At 68.9% G+C, this 22,387-nt stretch carries 25 protein-coding genes; 21 read left to right on the forward strand and 4 right to left on the reverse strand.

From position 1 onward, the window contains the following. Positions 1 to 48 precede the first annotated feature (48 nt). From ABZS69_RS59230 to ABZS69_RS59285, 12 genes are all read left to right on the forward strand, one after another. On the forward strand, positions 49 to 1,329 hold the full coding sequence (locus tag ABZS69_RS59230) for an MraY family glycosyltransferase (RefSeq protein WP_355391273.1): 1,281 nt from the start codon (positions 49 to 51) through the stop codon (positions 1,327 to 1,329). 130 nt (positions 1,330 to 1,459) lie between these two features. Continuing rightward, positions 1,460 to 1,882: a hypothetical protein gene (locus ABZS69_RS59235; protein WP_355391276.1), complete on the forward strand. Its 423-nt coding sequence runs from the start codon at positions 1,460 to 1,462 to the stop codon at positions 1,880 to 1,882. Positions 1,883 to 1,948: 66 nt separating this feature from the next. Then, positions 1,949 to 2,164 (forward strand): AtpZ/AtpI family protein, encoded by a 216-nt coding sequence (locus ABZS69_RS59240; protein ID WP_355391279.1) that lies wholly within the window; start codon positions 1,949 to 1,951, stop codon positions 2,162 to 2,164. A 73-nt stretch (positions 2,165 to 2,237) separates the two neighbouring features. After that, the gene (atpB, locus tag ABZS69_RS59245) at positions 2,238 to 3,038 is read left to right on the forward strand and encodes a F0F1 ATP synthase subunit A (protein WP_355391282.1); all 801 of its coding nucleotides are present in this window, start codon (positions 2,238 to 2,240) and stop codon (positions 3,036 to 3,038) included. A 71-nt stretch (positions 3,039 to 3,109) separates the two neighbouring features. After that, a complete protein-coding gene (gene atpE / locus ABZS69_RS59250; RefSeq protein WP_185071369.1) occupies positions 3,110 to 3,340 on the forward strand; it encodes an ATP synthase F0 subunit C in 231 nt (76 codons plus the stop codon). A 35-nt stretch (positions 3,341 to 3,375) separates the two neighbouring features. Continuing rightward, positions 3,376 to 3,921: a F0F1 ATP synthase subunit B gene (locus ABZS69_RS59255; RefSeq protein ID WP_355391286.1), complete on the forward strand. Its 546-nt coding sequence runs from the start codon at positions 3,376 to 3,378 to the stop codon at positions 3,919 to 3,921. Continuing rightward, the gene (locus ABZS69_RS59260; RefSeq protein WP_355391289.1) at positions 3,921 to 4,730 is read left to right on the forward strand and encodes a F0F1 ATP synthase subunit delta; all 810 of its coding nucleotides are present in this window, start codon (positions 3,921 to 3,923) and stop codon (positions 4,728 to 4,730) included. The genes ABZS69_RS59255 and ABZS69_RS59260 overlap by 1 nt, the downstream gene beginning before the upstream one ends. A 23-nt stretch (positions 4,731 to 4,753) precedes the next feature. Next, positions 4,754 to 6,403: a F0F1 ATP synthase subunit alpha gene (gene atpA, locus ABZS69_RS59265; RefSeq protein ID WP_355391292.1), complete on the forward strand. Its 1,650-nt coding sequence runs from the start codon at positions 4,754 to 4,756 to the stop codon at positions 6,401 to 6,403. A gap of 3 nt (positions 6,404 to 6,406) precedes the next feature. Then, positions 6,407 to 7,309: a F0F1 ATP synthase subunit gamma gene (locus tag ABZS69_RS59270; RefSeq protein WP_355391295.1), complete on the forward strand. Its 903-nt coding sequence runs from the start codon at positions 6,407 to 6,409 to the stop codon at positions 7,307 to 7,309. Between the two features lies 1 nt (position 7,310). Further along, on the forward strand, positions 7,311 to 8,759 hold the full coding sequence (gene atpD, locus ABZS69_RS59275) for a F0F1 ATP synthase subunit beta (RefSeq protein ID WP_355391298.1): 1,449 nt from the start codon (positions 7,311 to 7,313) through the stop codon (positions 8,757 to 8,759). Between the two features lie 101 nt (positions 8,760 to 8,860). After that, the gene (locus tag ABZS69_RS59280) at positions 8,861 to 9,262 is read left to right on the forward strand and encodes a F0F1 ATP synthase subunit epsilon (RefSeq protein WP_043616272.1); all 402 of its coding nucleotides are present in this window, start codon (positions 8,861 to 8,863) and stop codon (positions 9,260 to 9,262) included. 26 nt (positions 9,263 to 9,288) lie between these two features. Continuing rightward, a complete protein-coding gene (locus ABZS69_RS59285) occupies positions 9,289 to 9,666 on the forward strand; it encodes a DUF2550 domain-containing protein (protein WP_355391301.1) in 378 nt (125 codons plus the stop codon). 16 nt (positions 9,667 to 9,682) lie between these two features. Here the strand turns inward: ABZS69_RS59285 and ABZS69_RS59290 are convergent, their stop codons facing one another. After that, positions 9,683 to 10,273: a cob(I)yrinic acid a,c-diamide adenosyltransferase gene (locus ABZS69_RS59290; RefSeq protein ID WP_355391304.1), complete on the reverse strand. Its 591-nt coding sequence runs from the start codon at positions 10,271 to 10,273 to the stop codon at positions 9,683 to 9,685. Positions 10,274 to 10,400: 127 nt separating this feature from the next. Between ABZS69_RS59290 and ABZS69_RS59295 the strand changes: the two genes are divergently transcribed. The 4 genes from ABZS69_RS59295 to ABZS69_RS59310 all read left to right on the forward strand — a co-directional run bounded on the left by ABZS69_RS59295 (position 10,401) and on the right by ABZS69_RS59310 (position 13,964). Further along, positions 10,401 to 11,297: an ATP-binding cassette domain-containing protein gene (locus ABZS69_RS59295; protein ID WP_355391307.1), complete on the forward strand. Its 897-nt coding sequence runs from the start codon at positions 10,401 to 10,403 to the stop codon at positions 11,295 to 11,297. Then, positions 11,294 to 12,403 carry an ABC transporter permease gene (locus ABZS69_RS59300; protein ID WP_355391310.1) on the forward strand — a complete coding sequence of 370 codons (1,110 nt, stop codon included), beginning with the start codon at positions 11,294 to 11,296 and terminating at the stop codon, positions 12,401 to 12,403. Before ABZS69_RS59295 ends, ABZS69_RS59300 begins: the two co-directional genes overlap by 4 nt. Then, positions 12,404 to 13,570: a histidine kinase gene (locus ABZS69_RS59305; RefSeq protein ID WP_355391313.1), complete on the forward strand. Its 1,167-nt coding sequence runs from the start codon at positions 12,404 to 12,406 to the stop codon at positions 13,568 to 13,570. A 76-nt stretch (positions 13,571 to 13,646) separates the two neighbouring features. Next, positions 13,647 to 13,964: an STAS domain-containing protein gene (locus ABZS69_RS59310; RefSeq protein ID WP_355391316.1), complete on the forward strand. Its 318-nt coding sequence runs from the start codon at positions 13,647 to 13,649 to the stop codon at positions 13,962 to 13,964. 114 nt (positions 13,965 to 14,078) lie between these two features. Here ABZS69_RS59310 and ABZS69_RS59315 read toward each other — a convergent pair whose 3' ends face one another. Both ABZS69_RS59315 and ABZS69_RS59320 read right to left on the reverse strand, forming a co-directional pair. Beyond that, positions 14,079 to 14,621: a TetR/AcrR family transcriptional regulator gene (locus tag ABZS69_RS59315; protein WP_355391319.1), complete on the reverse strand. Its 543-nt coding sequence runs from the start codon at positions 14,619 to 14,621 to the stop codon at positions 14,079 to 14,081. Between the two features lie 144 nt (positions 14,622 to 14,765). Beyond that, on the reverse strand, positions 14,766 to 16,238 hold the full coding sequence (locus ABZS69_RS59320; protein WP_355391322.1) for an aldehyde dehydrogenase family protein: 1,473 nt from the start codon (positions 16,236 to 16,238) through the stop codon (positions 14,766 to 14,768). Between the two features lie 225 nt (positions 16,239 to 16,463). Here ABZS69_RS59320 and ABZS69_RS59325 point away from each other — a divergent pair, with 225 nt between their 5' ends. Next, positions 16,464 to 17,627 (forward strand): nucleotide disphospho-sugar-binding domain-containing protein, encoded by a 1,164-nt coding sequence (locus ABZS69_RS59325; RefSeq protein WP_355391325.1) that lies wholly within the window; start codon positions 16,464 to 16,466, stop codon positions 17,625 to 17,627. On the opposite strand, the gene nucS is transcribed toward ABZS69_RS59325, so the two are convergent. Continuing rightward, positions 17,624 to 18,286, reverse strand: coding sequence for an endonuclease NucS (nucS, locus tag ABZS69_RS59330; protein WP_355391328.1), 663 nt, complete (start codon positions 18,284 to 18,286; stop codon positions 17,624 to 17,626). The two genes, ABZS69_RS59325 and nucS, sit on opposite strands and share 4 nt — an antisense overlap. A 36-nt stretch (positions 18,287 to 18,322) precedes the next feature. Between nucS and ABZS69_RS59335 the strand changes: the two genes are divergently transcribed. The 4 genes from ABZS69_RS59335 to ABZS69_RS59350 all read left to right on the forward strand — a co-directional run. Further along, a complete protein-coding gene (locus ABZS69_RS59335) occupies positions 18,323 to 19,768 on the forward strand; it encodes a 3-hydroxybutyryl-CoA dehydrogenase (protein WP_355391331.1) in 1,446 nt (481 codons plus the stop codon). Then, positions 19,765 to 20,055 carry an ATP/GTP-binding protein gene (locus ABZS69_RS59340; RefSeq protein WP_355391334.1) on the forward strand — a complete coding sequence of 97 codons (291 nt, stop codon included), beginning with the start codon at positions 19,765 to 19,767 and terminating at the stop codon, positions 20,053 to 20,055. Before ABZS69_RS59335 ends, ABZS69_RS59340 begins: the two co-directional genes overlap by 4 nt. A 14-nt stretch (positions 20,056 to 20,069) precedes the next feature. After that, entirely contained in the window at positions 20,070 to 20,774 is a 705-nt protein-coding gene (locus ABZS69_RS59345; RefSeq protein ID WP_355391337.1) for an alpha/beta fold hydrolase, read from the forward strand. Positions 20,775 to 21,006: 232 nt separating this feature from the next. Then, a partial coding sequence (locus tag ABZS69_RS59350; protein WP_355391340.1) for a DNRLRE domain-containing protein occupies positions 21,007 to 22,387 on the forward strand: 1,381 nt, incomplete at its 3' end.

Raw genomic sequence — 22,387 nt, forward strand, 5'->3', positions numbered from 1 at the left:
TGTCGTTTTCCGGTCCCAGATGGCCGGAGGATCCGGGAAACTAGGTTCGTGCGCGAATACCTGTTCATGGCGCTCATCGCCGCGGCGGTGACCTATCTGCTGGTCCCGTTGGTGCGCCGCTTCGCCATCCGCATCGGTGCCATGCCGGAGATTCGCGAGCGCGACGTGCACACCACGCCGACGCCCAGGCTGGGCGGCCTGGCCATGTACGGCGGGCTGGTCGTGGGGCTGCTGCTGGCCGGTCAGATGACCCACTCGGGCGAGGCCCTGGCGGGGACGGGCGCGAATCCGGTGCCCGCGCTGATCATCGCGGGCGGGCTCATCACGTTCACCGGCTTCCTCGACGACTGGTGGGGCATGGACGCCCTCATCAAGCTCGCCGGCCAGATCGCGGCGGCCGGGGTGCTGGTCTTCTTCGACATGCGGCTGACGTCGATCCCGCTGCCGGAGAGCTGGGGCGGCTCGACCAGCCTCGACTACACGCTCAGCACGATCATCACGATCCTGGTCGTGGTCGTGACCATCAACGCGGTCAACTTCGTCGACGGGCTCGACGGGCTGGCCGCCGGGATCGTGTGCATCGCGGGCATGGCCACCTGGGCCTACTCGATCATCATCAGCCAGGACATCACGGGCAGCAACATCACCGCCACGGCCGCCATCGCCGCCGTCCTCATCGGCTCCTGCCTGGGCTTCCTGCCGCACAACTTCCATCCCGCGAAGATCTTCATGGGCGACACGGGCGCCATGCTGATCGGCCTCGTGCTCGCATCCTCCATCGTCACGGTTACGCCGGTCGACACCTCGGCCATCGTGGAGATGAACAAGTTCCCCGTGCTGCTGCCGCTGCTGGTCCCCGCGGCGGTGCTGGTGCTGCCGCTCATCGACCTGATCACCGCCGTCGTGCGGCGCACGTCGCAGGGCCTGTCGCCGTTCGCGCCCGACCGCGGTCACCTGCACCATCGGCTGATGGACATCGGCCACTCGCACCGGCGTTCGGTGCTCATCATGTACGCCTGGACGTTCCTGTTCTCGTTCGGCATCGTGGGCATGTCCAGGGTCGGCGTGCCCGTCCTGCTCTTCCCCGCGGTCATCGTGCTGGCCCTGGCCGTCCTGGTGCTGATGGCCCTGCCGCGCTGGCGGGGCAGGGGCGGGGCGCACGCGGCGCCGCGCGACAACAACCCCGACGACGACGGGCCTCCCACCGGGCCGATGCCGCCGATCCCGCCCGAGGACTCCCCGGTCAGGAGACAGCAGCCGCCTCCTGACGGCGCCCGCGCGAGCGCCGAGGGCAAACCGGTCATTCCTGCCTTTCCGAGCCGTTCTTGATCGCGAACTAGAAACGGCAGGTAAAAGCGGTCTTCCGTGAGCTTGTGATATCTTTCACGAGCAGGGACTCCAGACCCACCGGTTCTGGAGGTAGCAAACGCTCGCTTGATAACTTGTTGATGGAGCACCGATGCAGGCCAACGACGTGCGCGTACTCAAGAGCGCCGCGATTCCGACCTTCGCGGTTGGGGTGGTCGCCGTGGCTGTCTCGCTCCTGACGATCGGCGGCAAGGGAGCGCTGGGCGCCGCGATCGGCACCTTGCTCGTCGGGGTCTTCTTCAGCATCAGCGTGATTGCGGTGTCCTACGCCGCTCGAGTCTCCCCCCAGCTGATGGCGATCGCGGCGATGGTCAGCTACCTCGTCAAGGTCGTCGCCATCATGGTCGTCCTTGCCTCTTTCCGCGACACCACGGCCTGGAACACCCAGGCGTTCGCCTGGACGGTCGTCGTCTGCACGCTCGTCTGGACGGGCTTCGAAGTGCGCGCCTTCATGAAGACCAAGATGCTCTACGTCGACCCCGAGGCCGGGGTTCCCGGCAAGGGCGACTCGTGAAGTCAGGTAAAGCGGGCGGGCCCGATATGACTAGTCCTCTACTTGCCTGCTATCGTCAGGGCCGCGATGAGCGCACAGGAACGCCGACCCGAAGAGGACGGTCGCGACTTCGCCGACGCCATGTGGTCAGTCCCGAGCTACTTGATCGCCGGGATGGCTATCTACGGAGGCGCCGGCTGGTTGCTGGACCGGTGGTTGGACATGTCCGCGTTCTTCCCCATAGGCATCGTCCTGGGGCTGGTGCTCGGTGGCTACCTGGCATACCGGAAGTTCGGTCGCTAGCCCATACGGCAGTAGATCGCTTCGCTGAGGAAAACCCTTGTGATCCACACTACGACGTTGAAGGGAACGCCGCGTGATTGCGCTGACGGTCCTCGCTCCTCCTGAAGACCAGTTCCGGGCCCCATCGCCTGACGAGCTGTTCAACTCCTTTACCCCGATCATCCCCGGGGTCGACTGGTTCACCAAGCCGGTTCTCCTCGCCATCCTCAGCGCGATCCTGGTGATCGGCTTCTGCTGGGCGGGCTTCGCCAACCCCAAGATCGTCCCCAGGGGCGTGCAGAACGTCGCCGAGTACGGCTACATGTTCGTCCGCGACCAGGTCGCCCGGCCCTTCCTGGGCAAGGACGCCGACCGGTGGATGGGCCTGCTGCTGACGCTGTTCTTCCTGGTGTTCATCTGGAACATCATGGGCGTGATCCCGGTGATCCAGTTCCCGGTCGCCTCGCACATCGCCTTCCCGGCCGTGCTCGCGGGTTCGATCTACGTGCTCAAGGTCTATCTGGGCATGAAGCACCAGGGCCCGATCGGCTACTTCAAGAACATGATGTTCCCGCCGGGACTGCCCAAGCCGATCTACCTGCTGCTGTCGCCGATCGAGTTCCTGTCGAACCTGATCATCGCGCCCTTCACGCACGCGGTCCGACTCTTCGCCAACATGTTCGCCGGCCACATGCTGCTGGCGTTCTTCAGCATGGTCGGCTTCTGGTTCCTGTTCGAGAAGCTGACGCCGCTCGGCGCCGGGGTGGGCGTGATCGGTGTGGTCATGACCATCATCTTCACGGCCTTCGAGATGTTCATCCAGTTCCTGCAGGCGTTCCTCTTCGCGATGCTGGCCGCGATGTACATCGGCGGCTCCCTGCACGCAGAGCACTGAGATCCACGTACCGGAATATCCATGACCGGTGAGACTCCGCTTCACCGGCCGTCCAGTAAAGGAATACAGCAATGAGCGTTCTCGCTGAGGTCTCCGGCAACGTCACCGCCATCGGTTACGGTCTCGCCGCCATCGGCCCCGGCATCGGCGTCGGCATCATCTTCGGTCAGGGCGTGCAGGCCATCGCGCGCCAGCCCGAGGCTTACGGCCTGATTCGCCAGAACATGCTCCTCGGCTTCGTTCTCACCGAGGCCCTCGCCCTGCTCGGTCTGGTCGCGCCGTTCATCTTCCAGGCCCTCTAAGACCAGAAGAAAACCCCTGACGAAAGGCTGCAACCATGATCAAGGCAGCTACGCTCCTCGCGGAGGAGGGCGCTAACCCGCTCCTTCCGCACACTTTCGAGCTCGTCGTCGGTATCTTCTCGTTCCTCGTCGTTCTCGTCGTCGTCGGTAAGATCCTCGTTCCGCGCATCCAGAAGACGCTGGGCGAGCGGACCGACGCGATCGAGGGTGGCATCAAGAGGGCCGAGGAGGCCCAGGCCGAGGCGCAGGCCCTGCAGCAGCAGTACCGCGACCAGCTGGCCGAGGCCAGGCACGAGGCGGCCCGGCTGCGCGAGGAAGCTCGCGAGCAGGCCGCGCAGATCAAGGCCGAGCTCCGTGAGGAGGCGCAGGCCGAGGCCCGCCGCCTCGTCGAGGCGGCGCACGCGCAGATCGAGGCGGACCGCCAGGCGGCCTTCGCCCAGCTCCGCACCGAGATCGGCCGCCTGTCGACCGAGCTGGCCGGCCGCATCGTCGGCGAGTCCCTTGAGGACGAGGTCCGGCAGAGCCGCATCGTCGACCGGTTCCTCGACGAGCTCGAGGCCACGCCGCAGGCGGTGCGCTGATGCGCGGTCTGAGCAGGACGTCGCTGGCAGAGGTCGAGGAGCGGTTCAACGCGGTCGCCGGCAGTGCCGACCTCGGTGTGCTCTCCGACGAGCTGTTCGCGGTCGCGGATCTGCTCGACCGCGAACACGGCCTGCGCCGGGCTCTGTCCGACCCGGCCAGGTCCGGAGAGCAGAAGGCGGCCACCGTGCGCGCGCTGCTCGCGGGCAAGGTCAGCGACGCGGCGATCGCCACGACCGAGGCCGCGGTCTCGGCCCGGTGGTCGCGCGCCGGTGACCTGGCAGATGCGATCGAGCGGCTCGGCGTCGTCGCCGCGGCCGCGGAGGCCGAGGGCCAGTCCAGGATCGACGACGTGGAGGACGAGCTCTTCCGCTTCGGCCGCATCGTCGCCGCCAACCCTGCCCTGCGTCGCGCGCTCACCGATCAGGCCGCGCCTGAGGCGGGCAAGGAGCAGCTGCTGCGCGACCTGGTCGGCGGGAAGGTCGCGCCGACCAGCCTGCGCCTGATCACGCAGGTCGCGGTGCATCCGCGTGGGCGTAGCCTGGAGTCGGGCCTGGAGGAGTTCATCCAGCTCGTGGCCCAGCAGCGCCAGCGCCTCGTGGCGGTGGTGCGGAGTGCGGTCGAGCTGACCGAGGCGCAGAAGCAGCGCCTGGCTACGTGGTTGAGCACCTCCTACGGCCGTGACGTGCACCTGAACGTCGAGGTGGACAAGCGAGTGCTCGGTGGGTTCTCGGTCCGCATCGGCGACGAGATCATCGACACCACCATTGTGGGACGAATCGAAGAAGTCCGCCGCCGGTTGGCCGGCTAGGCGAATAGGGAGACAGAGTAGAGATGGCGGAGCTTACGATCCGGCCGGACGAGATCCGGGACGCGCTTGAGCGCTTCGTCCAGGCGTACGAACCGGAAGGCGCCGCGCGCGAGGAGATCGGGACCGTCGTCGACGCCGGCGACGGCATTGCCCATGTCTCCGGCCTTCCCTCGGCGATGGCGAACGAACTGCTCGAGTTCGAGGACGGCACGCGCGGCCTGGCGCTTAACCTCGACACCCGCGAGATCGGTGTCGTTGTCCTGGGCGACTTCAGCAAGATCGAGGAAGGCCAGACGGTCCGCCGGACGGGCGAGGTCCTGTCCGTGCCCGTCGGCGACAACTTCCTCGGCCGCGTGGTCGACCCCCTGGGCATCCCGCTCGACGGCAAGGGCGCCATCGAGGCCGAGGCCGTTCGTGCCCTCGAGCTTCAGGCGCCCACCGTCGTCCAGCGGCAGCCCGTGAAGGAGTCGCTGGCGACCGGCATCAAGGCGATCGACGCCATGACCGCGATCGGCCGTGGTCAGCGCCAGCTGATCATCGGTGACCGTGGCACCGGCAAGACCGCGATCGCCGTCGACACCATCCTCAACCAGCGCGAGAACTGGGCCTCCGGCGACCCCGCCAAGCAGGTCCGCTGCGTCTACGTCGCGGTCGGCCAGAAGGGCTCGACCATCGCGCAGGTGCGCGCCCGGCTGGAGGAGGCCGGCGCGATGGAGTACACCACCATCGTCGCCGCGCCCGCTTCCGACCCCGCTGGTTACAAGTACATCGCGCCTTACGCCGGCTCGGCGATCGGTCAGCACTGGATGTACCAGGGCAAGCACGTCCTGATCGTCTTCGACGACCTGACCAAGCAGGCGGACGCGTACCGCGCCGTCTCCCTGCTGCTGCGCCGCCCGCCGGGCCGTGAGGCCTTCCCCGGCGACGTCTTCTACCTCCACTCCCGTCTGCTGGAGCGCTGCGCCAAGCTCTCCGACGACATGGGCGCAGGCTCGATGACCGGCCTGCCGGTCATCGAGACCAAGGGTAACGACGTCTCGGCGTTCATCCCGACCAACGTCATCTCCATCACCGACGGCCAGGTCTTCCTCGAGACCGACCTGTTCAACGCCGGTGTGCGGCCCGCCATCAACGTCGGCGTCTCGGTGTCCCGAGTCGGTGGCTCCGCGCAGGCCAAGGCCATGCGCAAGGTCGCGGGCACGCTGCGTCTGTCGCTGTCGCAGTACCGTGACCTGGAGGCCTTCGCTTCCTTCGCCTCCGACCTGGACGCCGCGTCCAAGGCTCAGCTGGAGCGCGGTCAGCGGCTGGTCGAGCTGCTCAAGCAGCCCCAGTACAGCCCGTTCTCGCTGGAGCGCGAGGTGGCCTCCATCTGGGCGGGCACCACGGGCGAGCTGGACGACGTGCCGATCGAGGACGTCCGCCGCTTCGAGTCGGAGTTCCTGGACTTCATCCAGGCCTCGCACAAGGGCATCTTCGACACCATCCGCGAGACCAGGGACCTGTCCGACGACACGGTGACCGCTCTGAAGGACGTTGTCACGGACTTCAAGAAGAGCTTCACCACCTCTTCGGGCGAGCTCCTGGTCAAGGACGAGCCGGTGGCGCCGCTGGGCGCCGAAGAGGTCGGCCAGGAGAAGATCAAGAAGGTCGTCCGTCCGGCGGAGAAGAAGTAGGACATGGGTGCCCAGCTAAGGCTGCTGCGGCGGCGGATCAGCTCGGTCAAGTCGACCGCGAAGATCACGCGCGCCCAGGAGCTCATCGCTTCCTCGCGGATCGTGAGGGCGCAGCTGCGGATGCAGGCGGCGCTGCCGTACGAGCGTGAGATCACTCGCGCCGTCACCGGCGTCGTCAGCAACGCGGCCAGCGTTGACCATCCGCTGACCGTGGCGAAGGAGAACCCCACCAAGGCGGGCGTCCTCATCGTCACCAGCGACAGCGGCTTCTGCGGCGGCTTCAACGCCAACGTGCTGCGCGAGGCCGAGGCCCTGCGCGGACTGCTGGAGAGCCGCGGTCTCAACGTGATCCCGTTCGTCACCGGGCGCAAGGGTGTCACCTGGCACTCCTTCCGCGGCCGCGACATGGGCGGGCAGTGGGTCGGCTTCTCCAGGAACCCGGCCTACGTCGACGCCAAGGAGATCGCGCAGACGCTGATCGAGTCGTTCAAGGACGAGAACGGGATCGACGAGATCCACATCGTCTCGACCGAGTTCGTCTCGATGCTGACCCAGAACGTCGTGGTCAAGCGTGTTCTGCCGCTGGAGGTCGAGGAGACCGAGGCGACGGAGACGACCGCGATCCCGCCGTACTTCGAGTTCGAGCCGACCGCTGCCGACGTGCTGGAGTCGCTCCTGCCACGTTACGTGGAGTCGCGCATCTTCACGGCGCTGTTGCAGTCCGCGGCCTCTGAGGAGGCCGCGCGGCGGCGCGCGATGAAGTCCGCGACAGACAACGCCAACGAGCTGATGCGGGTGCTCACCCAGCAGATGAACCAGGCTCGCCAGGCCGAGATCACCCAGGAAATCAGCGAGATCGTCGGTGGCGCCAACGCGCTCGCTGACGCCGCAGCGGGGAAAGAGTGAAATGACTGCAGAGGCTGTTGAAACTGTAGAGGCCGCGGCGGCCGGCACAGGCCGCGTGGCACGTGTCACCGGCGCCGTCGTCGACGTGGAGTTCCCCGTCGAGGCGATGCCCGAGATCTATAACGCGCTCAAGGTCGAGGTGACCCTCGGCGGGGAGACCAAGACCCTGACCCTGGAGGTCGCCCAGCACCTGGGTGACAACCTGGTCCGTACCATCTCGATGCAGCCCACCGACGGCCTGGTCCGCGGCCAGGCGGTGCAGGACACCGGCGCGCCGATCTCGGTGCCGGTCGGCGACGTCGTCAAGGGCCACGTGTGGAACGCGCTGGGCGAGACGCTCGACGTGCCGACCGCGTCCCTCAAGATCGAGGAGCGGTGGGGCATCCACCGTCCGTCGCCGCCGTTCGACCAGCTCGAGTCCCGTACCGAGCTGCTCGTCACGGGCATCAAGGTCATCGACCTGCTCACCCCGTACGTGCAGGGTGGGAAGATCGGCCTGTTCGGCGGCGCCGGCGTGGGCAAGACCGTTCTGATCCAGGAGATGATCCGCCGCGTCGCCCGTAACTTCGGCGGCACCTCGTGCTTCGCCGGTGTCGGCGAGCGTACCCGTGAGGGCAACGACCTCTGGCTGGAGATGGAGGAGGCGGACGTCCTCAAGGACACCGCGCTCGTCTTCGGTCAGATGGACGAGCCGCCGGGCACCCGTCTGCGGGTCGCCCTGTCGGCGCTGACCATGGCGGAGTACTTCCGCGATGTGCAGAAGCAGGACGTGCTGCTCTTCATCGACAACATCTTCCGCTTCACGCAGGCCGGTTCCGAGGTCTCCACGCTGCTCGGCCGTATGCCGTCCGCCGTGGGTTACCAGCCCACGCTGGCCGACGAGATGGGTGTGCTCCAGGAGCGCATCACCTCGACGCGCGGTCACTCGATCACCTCCATGCAGGCGATCTACGTGCCCGCGGACGACATCACCGACCCGGCCCCGCACAACGCGTTCGCGCACCTCGACGCGCAGACCGTGCTCTCGCGGCCGATCTCGGAGAAGGGCATCTACCCCGCGGTGGACCCGCTCGACTCCACCTCCCGGATCCTCGACCCGCAGATCGTGGGCGAGGAGCACTACCGGGTGGCCCAGGAGACCAAGCGGATCCTGCAGAAGTACCGCGAGCTCCAGGACATCATCGCGATCCTCGGTATCGACGAGCTGTCCGAGGAGGACAAGGTCACCGTCCAGCGGGCCCGCCGCATCGAGCGCTTCCTGTCGCACCCGATGTACGCGGCCGAGGCCTTCACCGGCCAGCCGGGCGAGACCGTCCCGCTCGACGAGACCATCGCCTCGTTCAAGGGCCTGTGCGCGGGTGAGTACGACCACCTGCCCGAGCAGGCGTTCTTCATGGTCGGTGGCATCGAGCAGGCCGTGGCCAAGGCCAAGGAACTCGAGCGTAGTTAATCGCCCTGCAGCGGGTCGTCTTCGGCGGCCCGCTGCACCTATGGTGGTGCTTTGGGGTATGAACGGGGCGCCACCACCAGATCGGAAAGGAACCTACACAAGTGGCGAAGCTACGTGTTGGGGTTGTCTCACCCGAGCGTGAGATCTGGTCGGGCGAGGCCGACATGGTGATTGCCAAGACCGTGGACGGCGAGATCGGTATTATGCCGCAACACGCACCTGTGCTCGGCGTCCTCGTCGAGGGCGGCGTGCTTCGCGTGAAGCGGGAGGGCGAAGGCGACCTCGTGGCGGCCGTGCACGGCGGTTTCATCTCCGTGGCCGATGACGAGGTGTCGGTGCTCGCCGAGGTGGCCGAGCTCGGTTCCGAGGTCGACGTCGCGGCTGCCCGTGACGCTCTCGACCGGGCCCAGGCCTCGATCGAGGCCAACCAGGAAGACGCCGACGCGGCGATCGAGGCCAAGCGTGCCAGGGCTCGGCTCCGCGCAGCGGGCGAAGAGGTATAAAGAGATTCCACGCTTCGGGGGGCGGCATGGTTACGACGGTTACGATTCTCGTAGTGTTTGCCGCCCTCATCGTCCTACGCGGGGTCACACTGGCCCGTTCCAGGGGAAGTGTGCCCTGTCGGCTGAGAGTGGGCGACCGGGGCTGGCAGAGCGGGGTAGCCCGCTACGCCGACGGGGAGCTCCACTGGATCCCGCTCCTGGGTGTGCGACTGAGGCCGCGCCACGCTATCGCGAGGCGCGGCCTCGTTGTTTCCGCCCGGCGTGAGATCGACGGCGGGCTTTTCGCGGTCGACTGCGGCGGTACCACCCGCGGGCTCTCGCTCGCGATGAGCGCCGACGCGATGACGGGCTTCCTCGCGTGGCTGGAGTCCGCGCCGCCCAGCGCCTACCTGGACGTCGCCTAGTCCCCTGATCGCCGGATCAGCGGGTGCCGCCGGGCTTCCAGAGGATCTCGTCGCCCGCGTGGGCGACCCGGCAGGCGATGAAGAGCAGGTCCGACAGGCGGTTGAGGTATTTGGCGGTCAGCGCGTTCATGTCCTCGTGTGCCTGGAGAGCCGCCCAGGTCGTGCGCTCGGCCCTGCGGACCGTGACCCTGGCCACATGGAGCGCGGCCGTCGCGGGGTCGCCACCGGGCAGCACGAAGCTGCGCAGGGGCTTGAGGCCGGCGTTGAACCGGTCGCACTGCTCTTCCAGCCAGTCGATGTACGACTGCTCCACCCGCAGCGGCGGGAACTCCGGATCGTCCACGACCGGCGTGGCCAGGTCCGCCCCCACGTCGAACAGCTCGTTCTGGACGCGGACGAGCACCTCGGCGAGGTCCGCGGGCAGCGTGCCGAACGAGAGCGCGAGGCCCAGGTGGGCGTTGGCCTCTTCCACGTCGGCGTAGGCGGCCAGCCGCGAATCGGTCTTGGAAGCCCGGCTCATGTCGCTCAGCGCGGTGGTGCCGTCGTCGCCGGCGCGGGTGTAGATGCGGGAGAGGACGACCGGTTTGTCCTTGTCGGCGCGCGTCATGGCTTCAGATTAATGACAAATGTCATCGGCAAGGGACGCGGGATCCATGTCGGGTCCGTGATTCCCGCGACTGGCAGGGCGAACGCCTCCAAAGCCACGATTTACCCATGACGAAGGAGATGACCTGATGCTCGAGATCAGCGAGCTGCGCAAGCGTTTCGCGGGCGGCCCCGACGCCCCCGGTGGGAAGGTCGCCCTGGACGGCGTCAGCTTCGCCGTACGGCCCGGTGAGATGTTCGGGTTCGTGGGGGCGAACGGCGCCGGCAAGACGACGACCATGCGCATCGTGATGGGCGTGCTTCAGGCCGACTCGGGCTCGGTGAGCTGGCAGGGCAGGCCGCTCGGCTACGACGACCGGCGGCGCTTCGGCTACATGCCGGAGGAGCGGGGGCTTTACCAGAAGATGCGGGTGGCCGAGCAGATCGAGTATTTCGGCCGCCTGCACGGTCTGGGCACGGCGGAGGCGAAGAAGGCCACCGACGACCTGCTGGAGCGGCTCGGGCTGACCGAGCGCAGGGGCGACGCGGTGCAGGCGCTGTCGCTGGGCAACCAGCAGCGCGTGCAGCTCGCGGTGGCGCTGGTGCACGACCCCGAGGTGCTGGTGCTGGACGAGCCGTTCTCGGGGCTGGACCCGATCGCGGTGGACGCGCTGGCCACGGCCCTGCAGGAGCGCTGCAGGGGCGGCGTGCCGGTGATCTTCTCCAGCCACCAGCTGGAGCTGGTCGAGCGGTTGTGCGACTCGGTCGGCATCGTCTCGGCCGGCCGCATGGTGGCCACGGGCACGGTGGCCGGCCTGCGGGCGGCCGAGGGCAACACGTTGCGCGTGGTCGTCCGCGACCCGGCCCCCGGCTGGGCGGACGGGCTGCCGGGCACGGTCACCGTGAACGGCGACAGGCACGTCCTGCACACCGCGGACGGCGACGACCAGGAGATCCTGCGCCGCGCGATGAAGGCGGGGCAGGTCGAGCACTTCGGGGTCGAGCAGCCGACCCTCACCGAGATCTTCAAGGAGGCCGTGGCGTGAACGGACTGATGCTGGTCGCCCGGCGCGAGATCACCACGCAGGTGCGGACCAAGGCGTTCGCGATCGGCCTGCTCATCACGGCCCTGCTGGTGGCGGCGGTGAGCTTCGCCCCCAAGATCTTCGGCGGGCCGGACTCGTACGCGCTCGGCACCGTCAACTCCCAGCAGCTGCCGCTGAAGGCCGCCGCGCCGGACGCGGAGGTCACGTGGCGCAGCTTCCCCGACGAGGCCGCGGCCAAGCAGGCCGTGCTCGACGGGGACGTGGACGCCGTGCTGGTCGACGGGACCCGGGTGCTCACCGACGGCGAGATCGACAACCAGCTCGGCGTGCTCCTGCAGAGCGTCAACCGCGAGGTGAAGCTCGGCGCCGTGGGCGTGTCGATCCCGCCGCTGAGGATGGAGTCGGTGGGCGCCGACACCCGCTACGAGGCCGCCCGCGCCGGGATCGCCGTGGTTCTCGTCCTCGTGCTCTTCATGCTGCTCATGGGCCAGGTCATGATGGTGGCCATGGGCGTGGTGGAGGAGAAGGGCAGCAGGATCGTGGAGATCCTGCTCTCCACGATCCGGCCGTGGCAGCTGCTCGCCGGCAAGATCGTCGGGCTGGGCGTGCTCGGTCTGATCAACCTGGTCACGATCCTGGTCGTCGGCCTCGCCTCGGCCGCGGCCTCCGGCTTCGCCGCCGACTTCCCGCCCGGGATCCCGGGGCTGGTGGCGGCCGTGCTGGTGTGGTTCGTGCTCGGGTACGCCTTCTTCGCCACGCTGGCGGCCGCGCTCGCCTCGCTGGTCTCGCGCCAGGAGGAGGTGAGCACCGTGATGACGCCGCTCACCATGGTGATCATGGTCACGTACTTCGTGGCCTTCTACGCCACCAACGACCCGACGGGCACGCTGGCCACGGTCGTGTCGTACGTGCCGCCGTTCTCCGCCATGGTCATGCCGGTGCGGATGGCGGCGACCGAGGTGCCGATGTGGCAGGTGGGGCTGTCGATGGCGGCGATGGCGCTGGCGGTGCTCGCGGTCCTGGGCTTCGGCGCCAAGGTCTACGAGCGGGCCGTGCTGCGGACGGGGGCCCGGCTCAAGCTCGGCGACGTGCTGCGCGCGGGCTAGATGGACGCGATCACGCGGGCGCGGCGCCTCACCTGGAAAGTGCTCCTCTCGACTTTCGTCGCGATGTGGATGCTGATCATCGTGACGTCGGTGGTCGCGTTCGTGGACGGGAAGTTCCAGTGGTGGCGTGTCGTGCCCGCTGTGATCGCCGCGATCTGCTTCACCTGGATTTGCCCGCGCATCCTGAGCGCGGCGCTGAACCGCCGTTATCTCATCCGGGAGGTGACGGTGACGGCGGCCTTGGCGGTGGTCGCGACGGCATTGGGCGGGGGCGACTCGTTCGGCTGGGGTATCGTGCTCGTCTGCTGGCTGAGCATGGCCACGCTCCGGGTCTCCAGGCGCACGCTCTACCTGCTGGCCGCCGGTACGTGGGTGGTCGGCGTGGGGATCAGCGTGGTGGCCACGGCCCTCGGGCTGAGCATGACGGGCATGAGCGTGACCGTCGGCGAAGCGCTGTTCTTCAACGGGCTCGTGTACGGCATCTGGTGCGGGATCATGCCGCCGTCCAACCGGATGTGGATCTGGATCTGGTCGCTCGCCGTACAGGCTCATGAGGGCCGCGAGGCGCACACGCGGCTGGCGCTGGCCGAGGAGCGGCTGCGTTTCGCCAGGGACCTGCACGACCTGGTCGGCCACCAGCTCTCCGCCATCGCCGTGAAGACCGAGCTGGCCGTACGGCTGTCGGACGTGGACTCCGGCGCGGCCAAGTCCGAGATGGCCGAGGTCAACGCGCTGACCAGGAAGGCGCTCAGGGAGCTGCGGCAGGCGGTGCGCGGCTACCGCGAGCTTGACTTGGCCGCTGAGCTGAATAGCGTGAAGGGAGTGCTGGAGGCGGCGGGGGTCCGCTGCGAGGTTCACCTGCCCTATCGGGACCTGCCCGACGGAGTGGCGCCGGTGTTCGCCTACGCGGTTCGCGAGGCGGTGACCAACGTGCTCAAGCACAGCACCGCGACGTTCTGCGACATCTCGATCCGCTTCACGGCGCTGGAGGCTGAGCTGAGCGTCCGCAACGACGGGGTGCAGCGGCGGCGGGCCGCGGACCTCGGGAGCGGCCTGACCGGCATGGCTGAGCGGCTGGCCGCCGTGGGCGGCAAGCTGAGCGCCCATCCGACGGAAGACGGACAGTTCACCTTGAATGCAGTCGTGTCACTTCCGATAGGTGGGTAGGGGAGGGACACGGGTTCACCTCGATGGACGCTCTGCGTCCTGAGGTGACTACACCGTGTGTGATTGAGGAGGTGGCATGCGCGTCCGGGGCAATCCGAGTGCCCAGGTGGTGCGGATCGGCGCCAGGCTCGACGCCGGCACGTCGGCCGGCGTGCGGGAACACCTGCACGAAGCTCTCGGTTCCGGCGAAGGCGACCTGATCCTGGACCTCTCCAAGCTGGAGATGATCGACGCGACCGGCCTCGGGGTGCTGGTGGGCGCGCATCGGCGCGCGTTGAGCGTGCAACGCCGCCTCGTTCTTCGGGGGGTGCCACCGCGGATCATGCGGATACTGGCGGTGACCCGGCTGAATCGGGTGCTGCACATGGAGGTTCCCGCGGCCGCAGTGGCCTGATGTGACATATCGGAGCGGGCGACGATCAGCCGTTGCCCGCTCCTTTTGTGTGATGTGAAATACAGATTTCGGGCCGGCCATTTTGGGAATGGCCGCCGAATGGTCACCGAATAGTCACGATGCGCCGAGGCCGCGGATGAAGATGTGCACGGCCACGTCGGCGAGTTCGTCGATCGAGGGCTGCTCGTCCGAGTGCAGCCACTCGATGAGTAACTCTTGTAGCGCTCCAATTACTCCGAGTGCAACCAGCCGCCGATTCAGCCCTTTGGCCTGCGGAAAATCGGCTGACGCCTCCTCGACCAGCCGCGCGAACGCGTCCACCGCGCGTTGACGGGACAATGTCAGGACGTCGCCTGAACGGCGCACTTCGACGTGCATGATTCGAGCCCGCCGCCAGTCCGCCGTGGTGAACTCGACGTACGCGCGAATCCCCGCCTTGACTCGGTCGTCAAGCGTCTTCGGCGCCTCCTGGACCGCTTTGGCCACAACGGCCAGGCTTTCTTCCACGCAGCGCTCGTGCAGCGCCTGGAGCAGCTCTTCGCGTCCACCGAAACATTCGTAGAAGGCGCGGTTCGAGATCCGTGCCTCCGAGCACAGCCTTTCGATGGTCGTCGCCGTGAACCCTGGCTTCGCGTATAGCGTGTACGCGGCTGTCATCAGCCGCTCGCGTCTGTCTGCCAGCCTTTGCTCAGCCGACATTCCCCGGTAAGACCGGTTCACATTCCACCCGTCCAACATGATCGTGGCCCCCAGAGCACACAATTATGGACGGATGATCCGTTTTGGGAAAGGGTAAGAAGATTATCTTTTACGTCGTCCATGCAAGAACGTGACGAGCCTGATCAGCCGCTCAAGCTCGGCGGGCCCTCGGGTGAACGAGGTCAGGTTCATCCCCGGCATCGCGAACCGCTGCCTGGAGATCGCTTTGGGCCTGGCGAACTCGCGTAGACCGTCGGCTCCGTGGATCCGTCCGAATCCCGAGTCTCCCACCCCGCCGAACGGCAGCGCAGGCACTCCGGCAAACGAGATGACGGAATTGATGGCGGTCATCCCGGTACGCATCCTGCGGGCGAGCTCCATCGCCCGGCGCGTGTTCCGGGAGAAGACCGTCCCGCCCAGGCCGTACGCGGAGGCGTTGGCCAGCTCCAGGGCCTCCTGGGCGTCGCGGGTGCGGCGGACGGTGATCGTCGGGCCGAACGTCTCCTCGCGCACCGCGGGGGAGTCCTCGGGCACGTCCTCGACGATCACGGGCTCCACGAAGGGGGCACGGACGGAGTCGGGGCCGCCGGTCACGATTTTTCCGGACTTGGTGGCGTCGTCGATGTGGCGCTTGATGATGTCCACCTGGCCCGGCATCGTGATCGGGCCGTAGTCCTCGCCGGCCTTCACCTTTGTCACCCGATCGGACAGCTCCCGCATGAAAGTTTCATAGACGGCGTCGACCACGTAGACGCGCTCGACGCCCACGCAGGTCTGGCCGGCGTTGGACATCGCGCCCCACAGGCAGGCGTCGGCGGCCCTGGCGAGGTCGGCGTCGGTGTCCACGATGAACGCGTCCTTGCCGCCGCACTCGGCCACGATGGGCGTCAGGTTCTCGGCGCAGGCCGCCATGACGCGCTTGGCGGTGGCGGTCGAGCCGGTGAACGCCACCTTCCCGACCCGCGGATCGGCGGCCAGCGCCGCCCCGGTCTCGCCCAGCCCGGTCACGGTCTGGAACACGGGATGCTCGGGCACCGACTCGGCGAACAGCTCGGCCAGCCGCACGCCGATGCCCGGGGTGAGCTCGCTGGGCTTGAACACCACGGCGTTTCCGGCGGCGAGGGCATAGGCGATGGAGCCCATGGGGGTGAAGACCGGGTAGTTCCACGGGCCGATCACCCCGACCACGCCGAGAGGGAGGTATTCGAGCGTGGCGGCCAGGTTGAGGCCGACCATGCCGGTGCCGACCCGGCGGGGGCCGAGCACCTTGCGGGCGTTGCGGGCCGCCCAGTCGAGGTGGGTGATCGCCAGCACGATCTCCAGCGTCGCGTCGCCCACCGGCTTGCCCGTCTCCTCGTGCACGAGCCCGGCCAGCTCCCTCAGGTGCTGGGTGAGGACGGCCTTGTGGTCGAGCAGCCGTTGCCTGCGCGCGGCGTGACCGAGCCCGGCCCACCAGGCCGCCGCCTCCCCGGCGCGGCCCACGGCCGCGCGCACGGCGTCGGGGCCCTGCTTGGGATGGGTGCCGACGACCTCGCCGGTCGCCGGGTTGAGCGAGTCGAACGTGAGCGTCGTCATGGCGTCACGATAGTCCGGTAAGCCGGCGCTTACCAGGGTGCGGACCGGCTGCCGGCGTGCCCGCGGAGTGCGTTGTGACGGCGATTCCCCGCCCTCATCGAGCCGATCAGGTCCCAGCTTGACCTGGCCGCCCCCTACGCTGGCCGAGGCCGCGGCGGCCGGGATGTTCCACCCGCAGGGAGCCTGGCCGCGGGTTGGCCACACATCGTCCAACGGGGGAGAGCGATGCGCATCCTGTTCACGACCGTCGCCCTGCCGGGCCACTTCTTCCCGCTGGTGCCCCTGGCCTGGTCGTTGCGGTCGCTCGGCCACGAGGTCCTGGTGGCCGCGGCCGAGAACTTCGTGCCCACCGTCTGCCGCTCCGGCCTCCCGGCCGCCGCCTGTGGCCCGGCCGCCGACTTCGTGACGCTGGCGGCCGAGGAGCGGGACGCCCGGTCCCCGTCCCCGTCCCTGGACGCCGGCGGCGTCTCACGGGGTGAGGAGGGCGCGCGCGGGAACGGGCGGCGCTTCGGGCGGCTCGCGGCCAGCGGCCTGCCCGGCATGAAGGCGCTGGTGGTGGCGTGGCGGCCGGACCTCGTGGTGAGCGAGCGGGCGGAGTTCGCCGGTCCCGTCGCGGCGGCGGCGCACGCGGTGCCGCTGGTCGAGTACCAGTGGGGCGTGGCCCGGCTGGACGCGTACCGGGCGGGCGCGGCCGAGGCGCTGCGCGGCGAGCTCGCGGCGGCCGGCCTGGCCGCCCTCCCCGAGCCGGACGAGGTGCTGAACCCCTGGCCGCCGAGCCTGCGGCTGCCGCACGCCGCCGGGCACCAGAGCCTGCGCTACATCCCGTACAACGGGGACGCGCACGTCCCGGCGTGGGCGTTCGAGCGGGGGCGCAAGCCGCGGATCTGCCTCACCATGGGCACGCTCCTGCCCCGGCTCGGCCCGCGCGGCGTGCGCGAGCTCGTGCTGCCGATGCTGGAGCGCCTGGCGGAGCTGGACGTGGAGCTGCTGGTGGCGGTGGACGACGCGGTCGTGGCGGGCTGGCCGCCCCTTCCTCCCGCCGTCGTGGCCGCCGGGCGGATGCCGCTGGCCCACGTCCTGCCGGGCTGCGCGGTCGCGATCAACCACGGAGGGCAGGGCACCACCCTCACGGCGTTCGCCGCGGGCTGCCCGCAGCTCGTCCTGCCGCAGTTCGACGACCAGTTCGACAACGCGGACGCGGTCGTCAGGGCGGGCGCGGGGTTGAGGTTGGCGCCGGAGGAGCTGACGGCGGAGGCGGTGGCCGACCGCTGCCGCGCGCTGCTCTCCGACCTGCGCTTCGGCCGCGCCGCCTCGGCCGTCGCCGCCGAGATGGCCGCCCTCCCCGGCACCCAGGAGATCGCCGACGTCCTGCGCAAGCTCGCCGGCTAGAACAGTGTCGGGTTCTCCGGCTCGATGCCGCGCAGCGCGTCGTAGTCGAGGGTGACGCAGTCGATGCCGCGGTCGGTGGCGAGCACGCGCGCCTGCGGCTTGATCTCCTGCGCCGCGAAGATGCCGCGCACCGGCGCCAGCAGCGGATCGCGGTTGAGCAGCTCCAGATAGCGCGTGAGCTGCTCGACCCCGTCGATCTCCCCCCGCCGCTTGATCTCCACCGCCACGGTCGCGCCGAGCCCGTCCCGGCACAGGATGTCCACCGGCCCGATCGCCGTCATGTACTCGCGCCGGACCAGCGAATAGCCGTCCCCGAGCGTCGTGATGTGCTCCGCGAGCAGCTCCTGCAGGTGAGCCTCGACGCCGTCCTTGATCAGCCCGGGATCGACGCCCAGCTCGTGGCTGGAGTCGTGGAGGATCTCCTCCATCGTCAGCACCAGCTTCTCGCCGGTCTTGCCATGGGTGACCGTCCAGGTCTCGCCGTCCTCTTTGAGCTTGCACGGCGGGTTCATCCAGTTGAGCGGCTTGAAGGCGCGGTCGTCAGCGTGGATGCTCACGCTCCCGTCCGCCTTGATCAACAAGAGCCGCGGCGCCATGGGAAGGTGCGCCGTGAGCCGTCCGATGTAATCCACGCTGCATCGCGCGATGACCAGCCGCATGACGCCCCACCTTAGCGGCTCTGGAAAACTGGACGCATGGCGTTCGAAAGGGTGGGAGTGGTCGGGCTCGGCACGATGGGTGCCGGGATCGCCGAGGTGTTCGCGCGGGCCGGCCTGCGCGTGATCGGGGTCGAGGCCGACGCCGAGGCGCTGGCCAGGGGTCGCGGGCATCTTGAGCGCTCCACCGGCAGGGCCGTCGACAAGGGCAGGCTGGCGCCCGGTCAGCGCGACGAGATCCTCGGCCGCGTCACGCTGACCACCTCGCGCGAGGACCTGCGGGACGTCGATCTGGTGGTGGAGGCGATCCCCGAGATCCTCGACTACAAGATCGCGCTGTTCAAGGACCTCGACCGGATCTGCGAGCCCGAGACCGTCCTGGCCACCAACTCCTCCTCGCTGTCGGTCACCGCCATCGCCGCCGCCACGGGTCGCCCGGGGCAGGTCGTGGGGATGCACTTCTTCAACCCGGCGCCGGTGATGAAGCTGGTCGAGGTCGTGGGCACGGTGGTGACCGCGCCGGGCCTGGTGGCCGACATCGCGGCGCTGGCGGGCAGGCTGGGGAAGACGGCCGTGGCGGTGGGCGATCGGGCCGGGTTCGTGGTCAACCGGCTGCTCCTGCCCTACCTCAACCAGGCCGCCGTGCTCATGGAGCTGGGCGTGGCCGGGCGCGACGACATCGACGCCGCGATGAAGCTGGGCGTGGGGCTGCCGATGGGGCCGTTCACGCTGCTCGACCTGATCGGGCTCGACACCGCGTACGAGGTGATGGGGGTGCTGTTCGACGAGACGCGCGACCGGCGGCACGCGCCCTCGCCGCTGCTGCGCGAGCTGGTCACCGCCGGGCTGCTGGGCCGCAAGTCGGGCCGGGGCTTCTACGGCGACCCGCCGGGGGAGGCGCCGGCGAAGTCGCGGCCGGGCACGTTCGGCGTGGCCGGGGACGGCGGCGACGGGCTGGCGGAGCGGCTGCGGGCGGCCGGGTTCAGGTCGTCCGAGGATCCCGACGTCGTGCTGCGCCTCGCCGACCGGCCCGTGATCGAGCACGCCGTACGCCTCCCCGACCCCGCCAGGATGGTCGGCGTGCACCTCGTCGGCGACCAGGTGGCCGAGCTCGCCTCGACGGTGCTGACCTCGGAGGAGGCCGCGAGCGCCGCCAGAGACCTGGTGAAGATCGCCGGGCTGACGCCGGTGCCGTGCAAGGACCGGGCGGGCTTCGTGGTGGACGCCCTGCTCTTCCCCTACCTCAACGATGCCGTGCGGATGTACGACTCCGGTTACGCCTCGATCGACGACATCGACGCGGCCATGCGCCTGGGCTGCGGCTACCCGGCCGGGCCGTTCGAGATGCTGGAGTCGCTGGGCCTGGCGAGAGTCCGCGACGGGCTGAGAGCCCTCTACGCCGAATACCGCGAGCCCGCCTACGCGCCCACCCCCCTGCTCGACCAGCTCGTCACCGCCGGCGTCAGCCGATTCCCCCGTCCATGAGCCCCCGCCGCGCCCGCCGCAGGGAGTCCTCTCGCCCCTTCGGCTTCCCGACCGGGCTGGACAAAGTGGAGGAATGGCCCGACGGCGAGTGGAAGGTGCGCATGCTCACCGGCGCCTCCTCGACCAAGGACTACCGATGTCCGGGCTGCGACCAGGAGATCCGCAGCGGCCAGTCACACCTCGTCGCCTGGCCCAACTGGCCGGGGGGCGATGAGGAACGCCGTCACTGGCACCCCGCATGCTGGCGTAAGAGACTCGACCGCGGCCCAGGCCGCACCCGTTATTGAAGGGAACCCCCAAGGTGGAGATTCGCGCGGCGACCGTGCTGCCCGCTCGGCGCGAGCCGATCGAGCTTGAGACGGCCGACGGCCTGACCCTGGTCGGGGAGCTGGCCCTGCCCCTCGACCGTCCCCCCGTGGCGACGTTGGTGACGTTGCACCCGCTGCCCACCCACGGCGGGTTCATGGACAGCCACGTCTACAAGAAGGCCGCCAACCGGCTGCCCGCGCTCGCCGACCTGGCCGTGCTGCGCTTCAACACCCGGGGCACCTCCTCCGAACGCGGCACCTCGGAGGGGACGTTCGACGGGGGAGAGGGCGAGCGGTTCGACGTGGCGGCGGCGCTGGAGTACGCCGAGTTCCACGACCTGCCGCAGGTGTGGGTGGTCGGCTGGTCGTTCGGCACGGAGCTGGCGCTGAAGTGGGCGCACGACCCGCTGGTGGAGGGCGCGATCCTGCTCTCGCCGCCGCTGCACCGGGCCACCGACCACGACCTGGACGCCTGGGCGCGCTTCGGGCGGCCGCTGGTGGCGCTGGTGCCCGAGTTCGACGACTACCTGCGGCCCGAGGAGGCGCGCGCGAGGTTCGCGCGGGTGCCCCAGGCCGAGGTGATCGGGGTGGACGGGGCCAAGCATCTTTGGGTGGGGGAGCCGTACGTCCGCATCGCCCTGAACGAGATCGTCAAGCGGGTCAATCCGGCCGCATCGCCCCTGCCCACGGACGTCTGAGACGACATGACGGAAATTTCCGGACAAATCGAGGGAGTGAAGGAAATTTGAGCAGAATGAGCAAAACTCTGGACCTCTCGTGTTGCCAGGGTGAAAATCCGATCGTCAACCGAAGATCGTGGAGACGCCGGGCGGGTGCTCCTTCCCGCGCGTAACCCCTGCTCACCGTGGGTGAGGGCATATGCGGGCAGTTCGTGGGTTGGTTGCGGCGGCGTTAGCCTTAGCGATCTTGGTGGTACCTGATCAGGCGCCCGCAGCGGCGAAGACCGTGGAACCACCGCAGATCGTCCAACCACCCGAGGACTCCGCGCTCGCCCTCGCCCGCAGCGCCGGCAAGCCCGTCGAGGTGGAGACGCAGCGCAGCGAGACCCGCCAGGTCTGGGCCAAGCCCGACGGCACGTTCACCATGGAGCAGTACGTCCGCCCGGTGCGCGTGCGCAAGTCCGGCGGCTGGGTCCCGGTGGACACCACGCTCCGCCTGCGCCCGGACGGCGCGGTCGAGACGGTCGCCACGGCGGCCGACCTGACGTTCTCCGGCGGTGGTTCCGGACCGCTCGCCCGCATGGCGCGCGGCGCCAAGACGCTGGAGCTGGGCTGGCAGGGCACGCTCCCCAAGCCCACGCTGAACGGCGACACCGCCACCTACGCCGAGGTCATGCCGGGCGTGGACCTGCAGGTCACCGCGGACGTGGACGGCTTCTCCCACATCCTGGTGGTCAAGTCGCGGGCCGCCGCGGCGAGCATGACCGAGCTCTCCTACCCCCTCTCGGTCACCGGCCTGTCGGTGAAGACGGACAACGCGGGCAACCTGGAGGCCGTCGACCAGAGCGGAGGGACGATCTTCATCGCGCCCACGCCGAAGATGTGGGATTCGGAGGGCATCGCCAGTCCGAAGGCGCTCAAGGAAGGCCGTTCCCCGGAGGCGCGCGAGGCGACGATGGGCGTGGAGCTGGCGGGCAGGCAGCTGCGGCTGAGGCCGGACAAGAAGATGCTGGCAGATCCGAAGACCAAGTTCCCGGTCTATCTGGACCCGTACTTCTCGGCCGCCCGCGGCTCGTGGACGGCGGTCTGGAGCAACTGGCCCAGCTCGAACTACCTCAACTCCAGCGACATCGCCCGGGTCGGCCACATCAGCTCCACCCAGACGAACCGCTCGTTCTTCCAGATGGCCACCGGCTCCACGATTCACGGCAAGCAGATCATCAAGGCGACGCTGCGCACGTACGAGACGTGGTCGTACTCGTGCAGCGCCCGCAAGGTCGAGGCGTGGGGGACCGGCGCGATCAGCAAGAGCACCACCTGGAAGAACCCGCCGGCGAAGACCAGGTTGCTCTCCACGGTGAACGTGGCCAAGGGCTATGGCACGGGGACCTGCGCGCCCGGCGGCGTGGAGTTCGACGTCACGTCGTGGGCCGCCGACGCCGCCGCCAAGAAGTGGAACACCATGACCATCGGTCTCTATGCCACCAGCGAGACCGACCTGTACGCCTGGAAGAAGTTCAAGAACAACCCGGTCGCCGTCATCGAGTACAACTCGATCCCGACCGACCCCGTGGCCGCCGACACCTGGTCGGACCCGGGCGGCCCCTGCGTCTCCGGTGACGGGCGGCCGG

Origin of the sequence: Nonomuraea sp. NPDC005650, assembly GCF_040605375.1 — a bacterium.
GTDB lineage: Bacteria > Actinomycetota > Actinomycetes > Streptosporangiales > Streptosporangiaceae > Nonomuraea.